The 15,643-nt window shown below is 63.5% G+C and carries 17 protein-coding genes and 1 pseudogene; 7 read left to right on the top strand and 11 right to left on the bottom strand.

Going from position 1 to position 15,643, the window contains the following annotated elements; all coding sequences use genetic code 11:
* The first annotated feature begins 67 nt into the window (after window positions 1-67).
* The 3 genes from NKJ77_RS11440 (at window position 68) to NKJ77_RS11430 (ending at window position 2,459) form a co-directional block, all read left to right on the top strand.
* A complete protein-coding gene (locus NKJ77_RS11440; RefSeq protein WP_023726774.1) occupies window positions 68-565 on the top strand; it encodes a CYTH domain-containing protein in 498 nt (165 codons plus the stop codon).
* A gap of 86 nt (window positions 566-651) precedes the next feature.
* Window positions 652-1,590, top strand: a complete 939-nt coding sequence (locus tag NKJ77_RS11435; protein ID WP_023726773.1) for a CHAD domain-containing protein — start codon at window positions 652-654, stop codon at window positions 1,588-1,590.
* A 41-nt stretch (window positions 1,591-1,631) separates the two neighbouring features.
* The gene (locus NKJ77_RS11430; protein WP_023687509.1) at window positions 1,632-2,459 is read left to right on the top strand and encodes a C40 family peptidase; all 828 of its coding nucleotides are present in this window, start codon (window positions 1,632-1,634) and stop codon (window positions 2,457-2,459) included.
* Between the two features lie 50 nt (window positions 2,460-2,509).
* Here NKJ77_RS11430 and NKJ77_RS11425 read toward each other — a convergent pair whose 3' ends face one another.
* Both NKJ77_RS11425 and NKJ77_RS11420 read right to left on the bottom strand, forming a co-directional pair.
* Complete coding sequence (locus NKJ77_RS11425) at window positions 2,510-3,886, bottom strand: adenylate/guanylate cyclase domain-containing protein (RefSeq protein ID WP_023739822.1); 1,377 nt, start codon at window positions 3,884-3,886, stop codon at window positions 2,510-2,512.
* A 116-nt stretch (window positions 3,887-4,002) separates the two neighbouring features.
* On the bottom strand, window positions 4,003-4,803 hold the full coding sequence (locus NKJ77_RS11420) for a helix-turn-helix domain-containing protein (RefSeq protein ID WP_023832229.1): 801 nt from the start codon (window positions 4,801-4,803) through the stop codon (window positions 4,003-4,005).
* 116 nt (window positions 4,804-4,919) lie between these two features.
* On the opposite strand from NKJ77_RS11420, the gene NKJ77_RS11415 reads away from it, so the two are divergent.
* Window positions 4,920-5,777 carry an NHL repeat-containing protein gene (locus NKJ77_RS11415; RefSeq protein ID WP_023832228.1) on the top strand — a complete coding sequence of 286 codons (858 nt, stop codon included), beginning with the start codon at window positions 4,920-4,922 and terminating at the stop codon, window positions 5,775-5,777.
* A gap of 18 nt (window positions 5,778-5,795) precedes the next feature.
* Here NKJ77_RS11415 and NKJ77_RS11410 read toward each other — a convergent pair whose 3' ends face one another.
* Complete coding sequence (locus NKJ77_RS11410) at window positions 5,796-7,517, bottom strand: SulP family inorganic anion transporter (protein ID WP_023832227.1); 1,722 nt, start codon at window positions 7,515-7,517, stop codon at window positions 5,796-5,798.
* Window positions 7,518-7,596: 79 nt separating this feature from the next.
* A complete protein-coding gene (locus NKJ77_RS11405) occupies window positions 7,597-7,866 on the bottom strand; it encodes a helix-turn-helix domain-containing protein (RefSeq protein ID WP_023673276.1) in 270 nt (89 codons plus the stop codon).
* Window positions 7,867-7,945: 79 nt separating this feature from the next.
* Here NKJ77_RS11405 and NKJ77_RS11400 point away from each other — a divergent pair, with 79 nt between their 5' ends.
* Window positions 7,946-8,137 carry a hypothetical protein gene (locus tag NKJ77_RS11400; protein ID WP_155924000.1) on the top strand — a complete coding sequence of 64 codons (192 nt, stop codon included), beginning with the start codon at window positions 7,946-7,948 and terminating at the stop codon, window positions 8,135-8,137.
* 16 nt (window positions 8,138-8,153) lie between these two features.
* Here NKJ77_RS11400 and NKJ77_RS11395 read toward each other — a convergent pair whose 3' ends face one another.
* Together NKJ77_RS11395 and NKJ77_RS11390 are read right to left on the bottom strand one after the other, a co-directional pair.
* On the bottom strand, window positions 8,154-8,864 hold the full coding sequence (locus tag NKJ77_RS11395; RefSeq protein ID WP_023687516.1) for a phosphatase PAP2 family protein: 711 nt from the start codon (window positions 8,862-8,864) through the stop codon (window positions 8,154-8,156).
* 4 nt (window positions 8,865-8,868) lie between these two features.
* The gene (locus NKJ77_RS11390; RefSeq protein ID WP_023681268.1) at window positions 8,869-9,210 is read right to left on the bottom strand and encodes a hypothetical protein; all 342 of its coding nucleotides are present in this window, start codon (window positions 9,208-9,210) and stop codon (window positions 8,869-8,871) included.
* 240 nt (window positions 9,211-9,450) lie between these two features.
* Here NKJ77_RS11390 and NKJ77_RS11385 point away from each other — a divergent pair, with 240 nt between their 5' ends.
* On the top strand, window positions 9,451-9,675 hold the full coding sequence (locus tag NKJ77_RS11385; RefSeq protein WP_023687518.1) for a hypothetical protein: 225 nt from the start codon (window positions 9,451-9,453) through the stop codon (window positions 9,673-9,675).
* A 79-nt stretch (window positions 9,676-9,754) separates the two neighbouring features.
* Here the strand turns inward: NKJ77_RS11385 and NKJ77_RS11380 are convergent.
* The 3 genes and pseudogenes from NKJ77_RS11380 to NKJ77_RS11370 form a co-directional block, all read right to left on the bottom strand.
* Window positions 9,755-10,363 (bottom strand): annotated as a pseudogene (locus NKJ77_RS11380) (GNAT family N-acetyltransferase).
* Window positions 10,360-10,845 carry a MarR family winged helix-turn-helix transcriptional regulator gene (locus NKJ77_RS11375; RefSeq protein ID WP_023687520.1) on the bottom strand — a complete coding sequence of 162 codons (486 nt, stop codon included), beginning with the start codon at window positions 10,843-10,845 and terminating at the stop codon, window positions 10,360-10,362. The pseudogene NKJ77_RS11380 and the gene NKJ77_RS11375 overlap by 4 nt, the downstream one beginning before the upstream one ends.
* Before the next feature lie 395 nt (window positions 10,846-11,240).
* Complete coding sequence (locus tag NKJ77_RS11370; protein WP_155923999.1) at window positions 11,241-12,443, bottom strand: NAD(P)-binding domain-containing protein; 1,203 nt, start codon at window positions 12,441-12,443, stop codon at window positions 11,241-11,243.
* 133 nt (window positions 12,444-12,576) lie between these two features.
* Here NKJ77_RS11370 and NKJ77_RS11365 point away from each other — a divergent pair, with 133 nt between their 5' ends.
* A complete protein-coding gene (locus NKJ77_RS11365; protein WP_023673268.1) occupies window positions 12,577-13,608 on the top strand; it encodes a phosphatidylglycerol lysyltransferase domain-containing protein in 1,032 nt (343 codons plus the stop codon).
* A 94-nt stretch (window positions 13,609-13,702) separates the two neighbouring features.
* Here NKJ77_RS11365 and NKJ77_RS11360 read toward each other — a convergent pair whose 3' ends face one another.
* Both NKJ77_RS11360 and NKJ77_RS11355 read right to left on the bottom strand, forming a co-directional pair.
* Complete coding sequence (locus NKJ77_RS11360) at window positions 13,703-14,464, bottom strand: ABC transporter permease (protein ID WP_023736973.1); 762 nt, start codon at window positions 14,462-14,464, stop codon at window positions 13,703-13,705.
* A complete protein-coding gene (locus tag NKJ77_RS11355; RefSeq protein WP_023687524.1) occupies window positions 14,461-15,387 on the bottom strand; it encodes an ABC transporter ATP-binding protein in 927 nt (308 codons plus the stop codon). The genes NKJ77_RS11360 and NKJ77_RS11355 overlap by 4 nt, the downstream gene beginning before the upstream one ends.
* Window positions 15,388-15,643: the final 256 nt, after the last annotated feature.

The raw sequence follows: 15,643 nt of genomic DNA, 5'->3' as shown, positions 1-15,643 counted from the left end.
ATTAAAGTCAAATTGATTATCTACGGCCGCTTGCCATGTCGGGCCGCAGACGCTTTAGTGCGCGGCCATGGGCAAGGAAGTCGAACGCAAGTTCCTGGTCTCCACCGCCGAATGGCTAGAAATGGCCGAGGCAAATATACGCATTCGCCAGTTCTACCTTGCCGCAGCACCTGGCCGCACCGTGCGCGTGCGCATCAGCGACGGCAGTTCGGCGAAGCTGACGCTCAAATTCGGCAGCAAGATCCGCGAGCGTGACGAATACGAATATGAAATTCCACTGGCGGACGCAGAGGAGATGCTGGCCTTCGCCGTCGGACATGTCATCGAGAAGACACGCCACCATGTTAGGCATCGCGGCTATCTCTACGAAGTCGATGTTTTCGGCGGGATTCTAGCCGGCCTTGTGGTGGCCGAACTGGAGACGCCGGAGGATGTACCTGACGAAATGCTGCCTGATTGGCTCGGCCGCGAAGTGACCGGCGAGCAGAGATTTTACAACGCGTCGCTCGCCCTAGAGCCGGATGATTTTAGGTCGGGTCGACCTAAAATCGGAATCCGGCTCTAAATCAAAAGAGATGGACCATGATGTCGTCCGAAAACCGCTTCACACTTTTCGGCATCATGCTCTAAGGGGATTCCGGAGATCGCCGCATGAGCTTTCGCATCGATCCGCGCCTGCCGCTGACCGGCGAGGTCAGGCGTATCCTTGGCGAGGACATCGGCAAGGCGCTTGCCCATCTGGCCGTCGCGCGCGACCAGCCGGAGCAGGCATTGCACAAATGCCGCAAGCGGCTGAAGAGCGCGCGCGCCTTGCTGCGGCTGGTCCGTTCCGGAAATGAAACATTCTGTCGGACTGAGAACCAATGCTACCGTCAGGTGGCGGCGCTGCTTGCCGGGCCGCGCGAGGCGACCGCGCTGGTCGAGACCGTCGACCGGCTGGCAGCCGCCTTTCCCGAGCAGGTTGCCGGCGGCGGCCTCGACAGCGTGCGCGACCGGCTGATTGCCCGCCAGCATGAAACGCATGCCGGCGCCGGCCTCGACGCCGCCATAGGCGCGGCCACCGCCGCCTGCGAGGAAGGCCTCATCAGGATAGAGCGGCTGCTGCTCCCCGATCTGCCTGAGCATGCAGCCGATGTGCTTGCGGAAGGCGCTCGCAAGACCTTGCGCCGTGCCAGGAAGGCGCTGGACCGGGCGGGATCGCGCGGCGAAGCAGAGGATTTCCACGATCTGCGCAAGGCTGCCAAGACCCACTCGATGCATTTGTCGCTGCTCGGCCGGCTGTGGCCGACGCCGATCAAGGTGCGGCGCAAGGCGGTCGACGAACTGGGCGAAAGGCTCGGCGAACTGCACGACGTCTTCGTCATGCGCGTGTTGCTCGAGGCCGACGGTGAGCCGCTCGGCGATGCGCAGGATACAAGGCTTCTTGGCAAGCTTTTGAAGCGCTCGGAAAAAAGCCTGAAGAAGAGCTGCCTCGCCGGAGCGGCCGAGCTGTTCGGCGACAGCCCCAAGCGCTCGACAAAGAAACTCGCGCGCAATGCGCGCGACGACCTCGCCGGCCCGGTATTGTCGAAAGAGGTCCCGGTCGGTTGATCATGGCCGAGGACGTCACCTCGTGCTAGTCACACTTTACCATGACCGCGCCGCGCGACACGCTTCTCGACCGACTTGGCCGCTGGCTTGCCGGCCGGCTGCAGGACGAATCCTCGGGCTATGAGCCCTACACGCCGTCCGACGCCGAGACGTTGCGGCGCACGCTCGAACCCGGCGACATCCTGCTCATCGAAGGCAACCAGAAGATCTCCGCGGCCATCAAATACCTGACACAGTCGACTTGGTCGCATGCCGCCTTCTATATCGGCGATGCGTTGTCCGAACCGGAGGACGGATCGGAACGGCGTCGGCTGATCGAAGTCACGCTCGGCGAAGGCTGTGTCGCCGTGCCGCTGTCGCGCTACCGCACCTACAACACCCGTATCTGCCGGGCGAGCGGGCTGGCGCCGGAAGACCGCGACCATGTCGTCGCCTTCATGATCGGCAAGCTCGGCCTGAAATACGATCTCAAGAACATTTTCGACATGCTGCGCTTTTTCCTGCCGACGCCGCCGGTGCCGGTGCGCTGGCGCCGCCGCATGCTGGCTTTCGGCTCCGGCGACCCGACGCGCGCCATCTGCTCGACCCTGATCGCCGAAGCCTATGGCGAGATCCGCTATCCGATCCTGCCCGAGATCACCCGCGCGCCCGGCCGCGCCTCGGCGCAGTCGAACTATTCGCGCCGCGAAATCCTGCACATCCGCCACCACTCGCTCTACACGCCGCGCGACTTCGACCTGTCGCCCTTCTTCCGCATCGTGAAACCGACGCTGGAATTTGGGTTCGACTACCGGGCGGTGACCTGGGAGGACAAGGCAGGCACCGACGCCGCAGCCGCGAAGGCTGGCGCAATCGCCTCAGACACGTGATGGCTTCGGCCTGAGTCATGAGGTTCAGGCGTCTCACATGGCGGCCTGCATCACGCCGAAACCGCAATAGCGCCCTGGTTTTCGGCCCTGTGTTCGACCCAGACATGGACCGGTTCGTCCCGGCCGCGGATGCTAACCGGTCCATGATCGCGCGCATTCAACCGTGTCGTTGGCGATTCCGCCTTCGCGGCCTCAATCAGTCGTGACCCAAAGCAAATATTCGCCTGAAGTTCCCGGCAGAGCGCCTGCAAACGGCTGGCGACGTTGACGGTGTCGCCCACCACCGCGAAGGACAGGTTGCGCTCGCTGCCGACCGCGCCGAGGACGACGGCGCCATATTGTGCACCGATCCGAACGTCCAGCGGCGGATATCCCCTGGACACACGCTGGACATTCCAGTCTTCGATAGCGGCGATCATCGCTTCAGCGCACCGGATGGCCCGGGTTGCGTCGTCATGGCTGGCTTGCGGAACCCCGAAGGTCGCCATGATGCAATCGCCGATATAGTTGTCGACGGTGCCATGGTGGTCGAAAACGACCTGCTCCATGCGACGGTGGAACTGACGCAGTAGTTCGAACACTGCTTCGGCCGGATGATCCTCGGAATAGTGTGTGAAGCCGACGATGTCGGCGAACAGCACCGCGATATCCTGCCGGCGGACCGGACCGAAGGGCTCGTCATCCGAGGCGAGCTGGTCGACGACATTGGGCGAAAAATGCCGGGCGAGATTGGCGCGGGCGCGCTCCGCCTTGACATAGTCTTCCGACAGATGCCGGGAACGGGAGACGACCAGCGCCATGATCGCGCCGATAATCAGGACAACCAACACATTGGTCGCCTGCGCGAACGTATCGACGAAATTGGGGTTGAGATAGAGATTCAGTCGCTCTGTCATCGGCAGCGAATAGAGGTTCGTTGCCGGAATGACGGTTCCCGCATGAAAAACCACCCATCCCACCCCGATCGTCCACGTCAAGGCCGCGAGCGCGCCGAGATAGAGCGCCAATCGCGTCGAAAGGGTCAGCGCGCCAAGGCATACGAAAATCAGCAGGAATTTGAAGCTGCCCTCGCGCAGTTGCATCGCAGCCGGCGCGACCTCGCGGGAAAACGGGTTGGGCGTTACCAGCAGAACGGTCAACAGAATGATGTCCAGCGTACCGACGAGGTAACCGATCCACCATGGCGCGTTGCGACGGCGCGCAAAGCGAAACTGGATCAGGCCGACCAGCTGGAACAGCGCTAGGCCCGCCAGCACGAAGAGCAGCGAGGCATCCCAGCGGCTGATCAAGGAAAAGAAGCAGGAGATCACGGCGAGCGATGCCGTGCGCGCCCAGAACTGCAATGCAGCACCCTGGCGTTCTGCGCGCTCCCGCAAATTTTTCAGGCGCGAATAGCGGCGAAGTTCAAGTGTTGGCGCGGTCGGCATAGGATCACTTCGATTTTGCGGGGACGGTCACGCATTCGGCAAACCCGCCCCGTACAGTCAGGCAAATCAGCGCGCGAACTCTATCATGGTTTCGTTTTTGAAACGCGGCTGGCGCGTCAAGCCGGCAACGGACGGCGTCCCTTTGCCGGAGCGGTGGGCCGGTCGGACGCACCGGCATCCCTGGGGTGCGGGCCGATCGGCATGATCGCCGGAAACGGGGTTGCGCCAAAAGCAAACGTCCATTTGTAGCCGGTCAGCCCGTCTTCCGGCGTCGTGTGCTGGTCGTGATGGGCGAGCAGTTTGGCGCGCTCGGCCAGTTCCTCCGCCTCGCGCTTCACCATCTCCGCCGTCTCCGGCCGCATCCGCCTGGAGAAAGAGACGAAGGTCGCTTCCCGCTCCAGATGGGTGATCGCCCAGCCGATGAAATTCTTGTTTGTCATCTCGAACAGCGGCCTGAGCGGCCCTTCGAAATTCCACTGGATCGGTGTGTCGACCAGCAGCCGTGCCGACAGCCCGCTGCCCAGCGCAATGAGGCCGAGCCCTTCGAGATCGCGCAGATAGAGGAACATCGAGGCTTCGCTCAAGCCCTGCGAGCGCATGACGCCCTCGGGCGTGAATTTCTCCGATAGCATGACGAAGATGAACAGCAACGCCGGCCGTCCGGCAAGCTTGCGCTCGACCTCTGGCGCGATGCGGTTGACCGGTCCCGGCCCCCGGTTCATCGACCCCAGCACGTTTTCCAGCTCGACGCCGGCGGCAGCGCAGATCCCGACGAGACGGTCGAGCTTGCAGTTGCGCTCGTGGAAGATGCGCTTCACCGTCGGCTCGGAAACGCCCATCCGCCCGGCAAGCTCACGATAGGTGACGCCTTTGGCCTTCAGCGTCCGCTTCAGCGCCTCGAAGATCAGGCCGTTCATGGAATGCACCTCTTTTCTCGCGATTTGGTATCGCGTTTCGATACTAGCGGCAATCGCCCTTCCGGAAAAGTATCGACATCTCTAGCTCTCCGCCATCCACCACAGGAGACCTAGCCGTGAAAACCCTCATCACCTCGATTTGCGTCGCCGCCTTCGGTATCGCGCTCGCACCTGCGGCCGAGGCCGCCGAACTCTGGCGCGCCTCGGGCTTCGAGCAACCCGAATCGGCGCTGTTCGATGCCGCCAACAATCGCATCATCGTCTCCAACATCGTCGGCAATCCCGGGGAGGCCGACGGCAACGGCTATCTCTCGGTGCTGTCGCTGGACGGCAAGGTCGTTAGCCGGCACTGGACCGCCGGCATGGATGCACCGAAGGGCTCGGCGATCTCTGGCGGCAAGCTCTACGTCGCCGACATCACCAAGGTGCGCATCGTCGATCTCGCCAGCGGCAAGCTCATCTCGACGATCGATGTGCCCGGCGCCGTTTTCCTCAATGACGTGACATCGGACAGTTCGGGCAAGGTTTATGTCACCGACATGCTGGCCGATGCGATCTACCGCATTGACGGCGACAAGCCGGAACTGTTCGTGAAGGATGCGAAGCTCGCCGCACCCAACGGCATCTTTGCCGATCGCGATCGGCTGATCGTGGCGTCCTGGGGCAAGGGCATCAAGCCGGACTTCAGCACTGCCGCGCCCGGGGGCCTGCTGTCGGTCGATCTCGCGACGAAAGCCGTGACGCCGCTGCCTGGCGCACAAAACTTTGCCGACCTCGACGGCGTCGTCGCCATCGGCGACAGCATCTACGCCACCGCCTTCATGACCGGCACGCTCTATCGGTACAAAGTCGGCGAGGCGCCGGAGGCCGTAGAGCAGTTCAAGCCGGGCAGCGCCGATATCGGCACAGACGGCACGCGGATTTTCGTGCCGCTGATGAACGAGGGCGAGATCGCGGTGCTGAGCCTGGACTGACGGCGCACACTTGCCGGCTCAGCCAGCGGGCGCGGCTTTGAGTTGCGCCCGCGAATCCTTGATCGAGGCGGCAAAGGTCACCAGCGGCCGCTTGACGCCGTGGTTGATCAGCATGCGCCGTGTCTGCGGCGAGGCACCGGCGATGATGAAACGCACCCCTGCGCGCTTCGCCTTGTGCGCCGCGCCCTCGATGACATTGGCCGCGGTGGAATCGAAGAACGGCACCGCCGAGCAATCGAGGATGAAGTTCTTGCGCTGGTCGGCGATGCGGTCGAGCACCGTGCCGACAGTCGAGGCGGCGCCGAAGAAGAAGGCGCCGGAGATGCGATAGACGACGGTGTCGGCGTCGCTTGCCTCGCTTGCATCGTAGGCGCGGCCGCTGCTGTCGGCGACATCGTCCTGCACCAGCGGCAAATCCGCCTCCACGGCGATCGACTTGGCCATGCGGTCGATGAACAGGATCGAGCCTAGCGCGAAGCCGACGACGATGCCTTCGGTGAGATCGCGGAAGACGACGATCAGGAAGGTTGCCATCAGCACCAGGGCGTCGCCGCGCGAAGCGCGCAGCAACGTGGCGAAGGCCTGCTTCTCGAACATGTTCCAGCAGACAACCGCCAGCACCCCGGCAAGGGCGGCAAGCGGGATGTAGCTCGCCATTGGTGCGGCCACCAGCATGAAGACCAGCAGAAAAAGCGAATGCAGCATGCCGGAAACCGGCCCATGCGCGCCGGCCCGCACATTGGTGGCGGTGCGGGCGATGGTGCCGGTGGTGCAGATGCCACCGAACAGGGCAGACGCGATGTTGGCAAAGCCTTGCGCGACAAGCTCGCAATTGGAACGGTGCCGCCGCCCGGTCATGCCGTCGGCGACCACGGCCGACAGCAGCGATTCGATGGCGCCGAGCAGCGCGAAGGCCACCGCATCCGGCAGCACCGCAAGCGCCTTGTCGAGGCTGAGCGCCGGCAGCGCCGGAAATTGCAGGCTGCGCGGAATGCCGCCATAGCGGGTGCCGATCGTTTCCGCCGGCAGCGAAAGCAGCGCCACGACAAGGGAGGCCAGTCCGACGGCGATCAGCATGCCCGGCCAGCCGGGCCGCCAGCGCTTCACCCCGACGATGGTGGCGATGGTCAGCGCCGCCACCAGCGTTGCCGAGATATTGAGCGTGCCGGCCGCGTGGCCGATCGCCATCAGCTTCGGCAGCAGCGGCCCGGGCTCCGGCCCGGCAAGCCTCAGCCCGAACAGTTCCACGATCTGGCCGGAGAAGATGATGATCGAGATGCCGGCGGTGAAGCCGACCGTCACCGGGTAAGGGATGAATTTGATATAGGTTCCGAGCCGGAGATAGCCGATGGCGAGCAGGAAGATGCCGGCCATCATCGTCGCCAGCAGCAGTCCGTCGACGCCTTCGCGCTGCACCGTCGCCGCCACCAGCACGATGAAGGCGCCGGCCGGGCCGCCGATCTGGAAGCGGCTGCCGCCGAGCGCCGAGACGATGAAGCCGCCGACAATGGCGGTGAACAGGCCGCGCTCCGGCGTCACGCCCGAAGCAATCGCAATCGCCATCGACAGCGGCAACGCGACAATAGCGACGGTCAGCCCGGCCATGAGGTCGGCCTTGAACTGCGGCAGGCGGTAACCTTCGCGCCAGACCGTCACCAGCTTGGGCGTGAACAGCTCTGAAAATGTCGGCTTTGCCGACTTCTGGGCCGGTTGATGCACTGCCCGCCGGATCTGATCCATGGACTGCCTTCCGCTTGCGTGAAGGCGGCGGGATCGTCGGCAGGACTGTCGGCGGTCGCCGTCGCGACTATATGCCGGCTCAGCCTTGCGGGTTCGGCGGCGCGACCGGCTTGAGGCGCACGCCCCGGCCGCCGCGCTCGCTGGTCTGGTTCTCGCCGATGAGCTCCACCCCGGCCTCGTCGAGAGCCTGGATAACCTTCATCAGCGTATCGACCACGCCCCTGACCACGCCGTCACTCGCTTCCATGCGCTGGATTGTCGGAAGCGAAACGCCGGCACGCTCGGCGAGCGTCTTCTGATCGATGCCGGCCAGCGCCCTCGCGGCGCGCATCTGCGCGGCAGTGATCATCGGTCGGAACCCCCGTCTGAGTCTGCAGAGACGACGTGTAATACAATCATAGTGATGTTTCAACCATCATAAAGCATACATGAAGCATGATCTCTCCACAAAGCCGGATGGCGGGATACGGGATGAGCATGCTACGTTACCGCCTTGGCTCTTACTGGCGGGGAAATATCCGTTGAAGATTTTCAGGACCTTGACGACGTCGGCAGCCTTGCTGTCGGCGGTTTTTCTGCTGGCAGGCTGCGGACACGGGCTGATCAACCGGCTGATTTGAATGTCGCTCCGGATCGTCAGTCTTCGGGCTCGTTGCCATCGGCCACCGCCTTGTTCCGCTGCAGCATTCGCGCCGCCAGCCAGCACAGCGTCGCCCAGGTGAAGCCGGCGCACCATCCCGCCAGCACGTCGGAAGGCCAGTGGACGCCGAGATAGACGCGGCTGACGCCGACCAGCAGCGTTACCAGCACCGCCAGGCTGAGGACATAGATTTTCGTCGTTCGTCCCGGCAGGAAGCGCGCTGCCAGCGAGCCCAGCGTGAGATAGGTCACCGCCGACAGCATGGCGTGGCCGCTGGGAAACGACAGCGACGTCTCGTTGGCCAGGTGCGAGACAAGATCGGGGCGCGGCCGGTCGATGCCGGCCTTGAGCAAGGTCGACAGCAGCTGCCCGCCGGCCACCGCGACAAAGATCAGCAGCGCCGTCCTCGGCCTGCGGATCAGCAGGAGGTAGACGATCACCGCCGTTACGATCAGCACCAGCACGCTGGAGCTGCCGAGGCTGGTGATGTCGCGCATCGCGCCTTCCAGCCATGCCGGGCCGACGGGAACATCCGGCTGACCCACTTTTCGGAAAGCGAGCAGGATCTCAGTATCGAAAGCGTGCGGCGTGGTGGCCCGCGCCACCTCCATCAGTTCCTCGAAGCCCCACAGCCCGGCGGCTATCACCAGCCCGGCCAGCAGCACCGGAAATTCAAGCCAGTTGGTGAACGCACGCGGGGTCTTCATCGGATTACAGTCGCCCCTGCAGGTAAGGCCCGAGCGAGATCAGCACCACCGCCGCGATGGCCAGCACGATGCCGGTCGCCTGCAAGGCATTGACGCGTTCGCCGAAGAACACCAGCGCCACCACATTGACCGCCACCAGTTGGATCACCGCCGACAGGCTGAACGAGACCGACATGCCGAACTCACGAACCAGCCGCAGCATCATCAGATTGCCCGCCGTATAGAGCGCCAGTGTCAGCACGATCTTGCCAAGGCTTGGCGCCAGCCCCCATTGCTTGGCCGCGATGGCCGCCAGCAGGAAGATCACCGTCGAAATGACGAGCTGCGCCAGTCCCCAGAAACTCACTTTTGTGCCTCGCTGTCCTTTGTGGCAGCTCTTGTTTCGCAAGCGTGGCGGCACGTCAAGCAGACTGCGGCGGAACAGGCCCGACGATGACGAGAGGTGGCTGAATGAATGGCAGCACGATCGCGGTCTGATTGCAACGCTCGGGCCGGATTAACGCAAACCCAGGCAGCTGCCCACCCAAGCCCCGGAAAAGAATGGACATTTAAACATGGCGCCCTACCTCTTCTGGAGGAGAGTGCCATGCCAAAGTCCGTCTATGACCGTGGCCTGCTGAAACCCGACGACATCGCCAGGCTGCAACGCGTGTTCGACGAAGCCTGCCGCAGGCGCGACGTGCATCCCGATTCCGCGGATGCGCGGGAGATCGCGCTGAACCTGCTTGCGCTGCACAATGCCGGCATGGTCGAGGAAGATATGCTTATGGAAACCGTGGGTTTTCGCCGGTTGGAGCCGAAATCAGCCTGAGGCCTGCAAGGCGGCCTGGAGCAATTCCAGAAAAGTGTGAAGCGGTTTCCGTCCGAAATTGCGTAAAAAACAAAGGCCTCTAGCCGGCGCGCTGCACGACGGCCACATTCATCTCTGCCCGCAGCCTGAAGCCGATGGCTTCGTACAACCCAACCGCGTTGGCATTGCTGGCATAGGAATGCAGGTAGGGAACTTCGCCGCGCGCAAAAATTCGGTTGGCCACGAACACCGACAGCAGCCGGCCGAGGCCGCTGCCGCGAAATTCGGGATGCGAGCAGACGCCGCTGAGTTCGCTGTAGCCGGGCTGCTTCATGCGCTCGCCGGCCATTGCCGCCAGCCGGCCGTCGATCTTCACGCCCCAGAACTCGCCGAGGCTCAGCGCCTTGAGCGTGAACGGGCCGGGCTTGGTCAGTGACGCCAAAGCAAGCATCTCGGCCGCGTCGTCCTGCGTCAGCTGCTGTACACGCTCTCCGACACGGAAGGCAATGGCGCCTCGGCAACCATCTGAACGCCGAAGGCGGTCACGGTCGCTTGCGAGCGCCTGCAGGCTCTCAGCGTCGTCTGCCCCGGAAGCCGCGAAGGGGACGATCGAGGAGGGATAGCGCCTGGCGAGCCTGTCGCCATACGCAAAGATCCGATGCCGCGTGTCGAGCGCGCTCCAGACCGGACGATCGAGGACATGGCTCATGGCGCGACATCCTGTTTCACACGACGGTCGAGCGGGGCCGCCGCCAGGCCGTCCTCCATTGCCGAGAGTTGTTCGAGAAGCGGCCCTGCAAGGCCTTTGCACAAGTCGGCAACGGCGTTCTCGATGCGCGGCCAAACGTCTCGCTTCGCCTTATCGACCAGGCGCTGGCCGTTCGCGGTCAGCGAGATCATCCTGCGGCGCTGGTCGTCGTTCGATGGCGCGGCCTCGACCAGCCCCAACTCGGCCAGCAGCGCCACGCTGCGCGTCACCCCCGGCTGGGTGATCCCCAGTGACTGCGCCAGCTCGCCGACAGGCAGCGGCCCGAGCCGGTCGAGCGCGGCCAGCAGAGGATACTGGCTGGACTGCACCGGCACCTCCAGCCCATCGAGCATGCGCTGCGTATCGGCCTGCAACTGCTCGCCGATACGCTTCAGCCTGCTGCCGAGGGTGAGGTAGCCAAGGGATCGAATGATGTCTTCCATGGGTGATCCGCATGCTGGATAAGTATAACATGTTATATAATGATGCAATGAACGAGTTCAAGCGCCTGCTTTGGAAGTTGGTCGCAAGCATCTCAACTTCGTCGTCCTTTGGGCGAAGCAGGAGCGAAGCTCCGTCGCGGAGACCCAGGGATCATGCCTTGGCCGTGGAAGCAGCGGAGCAGAACCTGCAACGCAGCGTAGCTCAGAAGTCACGGCATGGATCCTCGGGTCTGCGCCGCGTCGCTACGCTCCTTGCTTCGCCCGTGGATGACGACGGGATGGCGTTTCGCCCAATCGCCAGGATATTCGATCCCGTCTTGCAGATGCGTTGAACCACCAGTCCGCGCCACAGCAGCAGCCCGAAGTGCGGTGGTTCTCCGTCCAGAGGCGCTCGTCTACAACCCCTTGGAGATCTGACCGGCAATCGCTTCGGCCTGCAGGCCGGCGCTGTGAAAATAGCTGGTCAGGCTTGGCCGCATGCCGATGAACCACAGGCCGGGCTGGCCGCTCGGGGTGCCGCCATTGGCCTTCGGCACGCCCTTGGCGTCGAGCACGCCGAGATCGCCCAGCATGGCCTCCAGGCCGGTGCGATAGCCGGTTGCCGCGATCACCACATCCGGCTCGAGCACCGTGCCGTCGTTCAGCCGCACGCCGGCGCCTGCGAAAGCCGCCACCGGCGCCACCACCGAAATCCGTCCGGCCTTCAGCGCGGCGACGGCGCCGTTGTCGACGGCAATAGCGATCTGCTCGACGCCGAGCCGGCTGGCGCCGCCCTTCGGCGCCGGCGGCAGGCCGAAGCGGGCGAGGTCGCCGAACACCAGCCGCTGCGTCGCGGCAATCGCGGCATCGGCAATCCACGTCGGCAGCATCGCCATGAAACCGCCGAAGCGCGCCACGGCGACCTTGCCGATCCGTTTCGGCATCAGCGACGGACCCTGCCTGGCTGACAAGCAGATGGCCTTGGTGTCGGCGCGGACGAGGTGGTTGAGCACGTCGAAGCCGGAATTTCCGGCTCCGACCACCAGCACGCTTTTGCCCACATAGTCCTGTGCTGTGCCGAAATCGGCGGCGTGGACAAGTTTGCCGGTGAAAGTCGCCTTGCCTTGCCAGTCCGGCGTCCATGGCAAGCGGTCGCGGCCGGTGGCGACGATGACATTGCGGGCGCTCAGCGTTTCCCGGCCCGTATGGACGAGCCAGCCATCGCCTCTGCGTTCGATCCGCTCGACGGCGGTGCCGAATTCGACCCTTATGCCGCGCGCGCGGGCAAAATCCTCGAGATAACCGACGATGGCATCCTTGTTCGGAAAGGCGGCGGTGCGGGGCGGATAGGCAAGGCCGGGCAGGGTCGACAGCGCGCGATGCGTGTTTAAGGTCAGCTTCTCGTGCCGCCGTCGCCACGGTTCGGCGATCCGCGGCTCCTTTTCAAGCACGACGACCCGCACGCCGCGCCGGCCAAGCGCGTCGGCGGCCGCCAGCCCCGCCGCTCCGGCGCCGATGACGATAACCGTATAGTCGGGTCCTTTCGGCCCCAGGACGATAGGCATCGTTTCGCTTGTCGTAGCCGCCATTCGGTCGAGATTTCCTTTCAGGTGCGCCATGGGGACCCGTCCTATATGGCACGTCCCATATGGCACAGGGGCGATATGATCGATAATGAGGTCGCGTCAATGCGACTGATTCGAGGCTTTGGGGGCAAGCCTCTGTTTATCATCGGCACGCGGAAGCTCGACCATGCCCTCCTTGCGCATCTTTCTCGACAGACTGCTGGAGGGCGCCGCAGCCAAGGTGCCGCGCCAGGATTTTTCGCATGTCGAGCGGCTGGCGCTTGTCCGCCGGCACGGCGACTTCTCGCTGGCCTATTCGACCGCCGTGCAGCAAAAACTGTCCTATTTCGGCGACGCCGACGGCTACATCGCCTTCGGCACCAAGATGAAGCACCATTTCGCGCTCGGTGACCCGGTCGCCCATCCGGCCGATCGGCCCGACTATATCAGGCGCTTTGTCGAAGCCGCCGACAGCCCGTGGTTCGTGCAGATCGGCGAACCGACGGCGCGCGTTCTGGCAGGGCTCGGCTACCAGGTCAACCGCCTCGGCGTCGACACGCGGCTGGAGCTGCCGGCTCACGATTTTTCCGGCAAGCGCAACGAAACCGTGCGCTATTCCGAACGCTGGCTCTTGAAGAAGGGGTTTTCCTTTGGCGAAGGAGCGGTCTATCTCGACGAGGTCCAGCGCCTGTCACAGAACTGGCGGGCCGACCGCATCGTCAAGCGCTGGGAGATGGCGTTCCTCAACCGCCCCTTTGCCGATCATCTCGGCATCGATATGCGCCGTTTCGTGCTCTACAGCCCGGAAGGCGAGCTCGTCGCTCTGCTCGATTTCGATCCGATGTTCCGGGATGGCAAGGTGATCGGCTATACCACCTCGTTCAAGCGCAAGCACATCGATGCCTCGCCGCATGCCGAAATCGGGCTGACCAAATTCGCCGTCGACCGGTTTCGCAATGAGGGCATTTCGGTCGTCACGCTCGGCCTGTCGCCGATGCTCGATGTCGGAGCCAACAGCTTTGCCGAATCGAGCTTCTGGCGCAACGCCTTCGAGCGGGCCTATGAGTCGCCCTGGGTCAACCGCAGCAAGTTCAACCTCAAGGGCCAGGCGGCGTTCAAGCGCCGCTTCCATGGCGTCGAAGAACCGACCTACATCGCCTTCCGCGAGGGCAGGCTGATCGAGATGCTGGGGTTGCTGCGCCTCATCAAGGCGATCTAGCAAGAAGCGTGGCGGCCAACGTGGCCAATTTGCCCCCAGGAAAACTGTTGATTTGACCGGCGCATGGGCGATCGCCTGATTTAGAGTGGCAGGGTCAGTTGCGCAGCCGGTAGCCGGTGCGGAAGATCCAGGCGACGATGGTGATGCAGATGGCGAGGAACACGACCGTCATGCCGAGGCTGACGGCGACCGAGACATCGGACTTGCCGTAAAAGCTCCAGCGGAAACCGCTGATCAGGTAGACGACCGGGTTGAACAGCGTCACCGTGCGCCAGGTCTCGGGCAGCATGTTGATCGAATAGAAGCTGCCGCCGAGGAAGGTCAGCGGCGTGATGATCAACAGCGGCACCAGCTGCAATTGCTCGAAGCTTTTCGCCCATATGCCGATGATGAAGCCGAACAGGCTGAAGGTCACCGCCGTCAAGACAAGGAAGGCCAGCATCCAGAACGGATGCTGGATGGTGAGCGGCACGAACAGCGAGGCCGTCGCCAGGATGATCAAGCCGAGGATGATCGACTTGGTCGCGGCGCCGCCGACATAGGCGATGACGATCTCCAGATACGACACCGGCGCCGACAAGAGCTCGTAGATGGAGCCGACGAATTTCGGGAAATAGATGGCAAAGGAAGCGTTGGAGATCGACTGCGTCAACAGCGACAGCATGATCAGGCCGGGCACGATGAAGGCGCCGTAGCTGATGCCGTCGATCTCGGTGATGCGCGAGCCGATGGCCGAGCCGAAGACGACGAAATAAAGCGATGTCGAGATCACCGGCGAGACGATGCTCTGCAGCACGGTGCGGAACGCACGCGCCATCTCGACCCGGTAGATCGCCCATACTGCTCGCCAATTCATGGCTCTTGCCTCAACAGATTGACGAAGATCTCCTCGAGCGAGCTGTTTTGCGTATCCATGTCGCGGAACTGGATGCCGGCCGTCTCGAGTTCGCGCAGCAGCGATGCGACGCCGGGGCGTTCGCTCTGATTGTCATAGGTGTAGGTCAGCTGTGTGCCATCGCCCGACAGCTCCAACGCGTAGTGCGAGAATGCATCGGGAATGGCGGGGAGCGGGTTGCGCAATTCCACGATCAGGCGCTTGCGGCCGAGCTTGCGCATCAGTTCGGCCTTGCCCTCGACCAGGATGATCTCGCCGCGGTTGATGACGCCGACACGGTCGGCCATCGCCTCGGCCTCTTCGATATAGTGCGTGGTGAGGATGATGGTGACGCCATCGTCGCGCAACCGTCGCACCATCGCCCACATGTCCTGGCGCAGTTCGACGTCGACGCCGGCCGTCGGTTCGTCGAGGAACAGGATGCGCGGCTCATGCGACAGCGCCTTTGCAATCATCAGCCGCCGCTTCATGCCGCCCGACAGCGTGATCGCCTTGGCGTCCTTCTTGTCCCACAACGACAGGTCGCGCAGCACCTTTTCGACGAAGCCCGGATTGGGCGCCTTGCCAAACAGGCCGCGGCTGTAGGTGACGGTTGCCCAGACGCTCTCGAACGCATCGATGGTCAGCTCCTGCGGCACCAGCCCGATCAGGCTGCGCGCCGCGCGGTAGTCTCGGTTGATATCATGGCCGTCGACGGTCACCGTTCCCGACGAACGGTTGACGATGCCGCAGACGATCGAGATGAGCGTCGTCTTGCCGGCGCCGTTCGGCCCCAGCAGCGCGAAAATCTCGCCGCGTTCGATGTCGAGGTTGATTTCCTTCAGCGCCTTGAAGCCGGTGGCGTAGGTCTTGGTGACCCCGGAAATCGAAATGATGGAAGGCAAATTAGTGGAAGACATGAGGCCGAAAACGACTGTTTGAAAGAGGCGGGGATTATTATTGCGCTGAATGTCGGTGCGCACGGCGGGAAGTCAATGCCGCTGCTGACAATTGTGGACAAACGTTCCCCTCTTGCCGTTTCGTCATGGGGGTATCGGGGCACTGACGGATTGATCCCATCTGCTGCGACAACGCGCCCCGCGTGACGCCAAGCCGCTTTGACCGGACCGCATCCGCCGCCTATTCTGCGCCAACAAACAG

This window comes from Mesorhizobium sp. M0052 (assembly GCF_040323255.1).
Taxonomy (GTDB): domain Bacteria; phylum Pseudomonadota; class Alphaproteobacteria; order Rhizobiales; family Rhizobiaceae; genus Mesorhizobium.
This window is presented reverse-complemented; position numbering and strand designations above follow the sequence as displayed.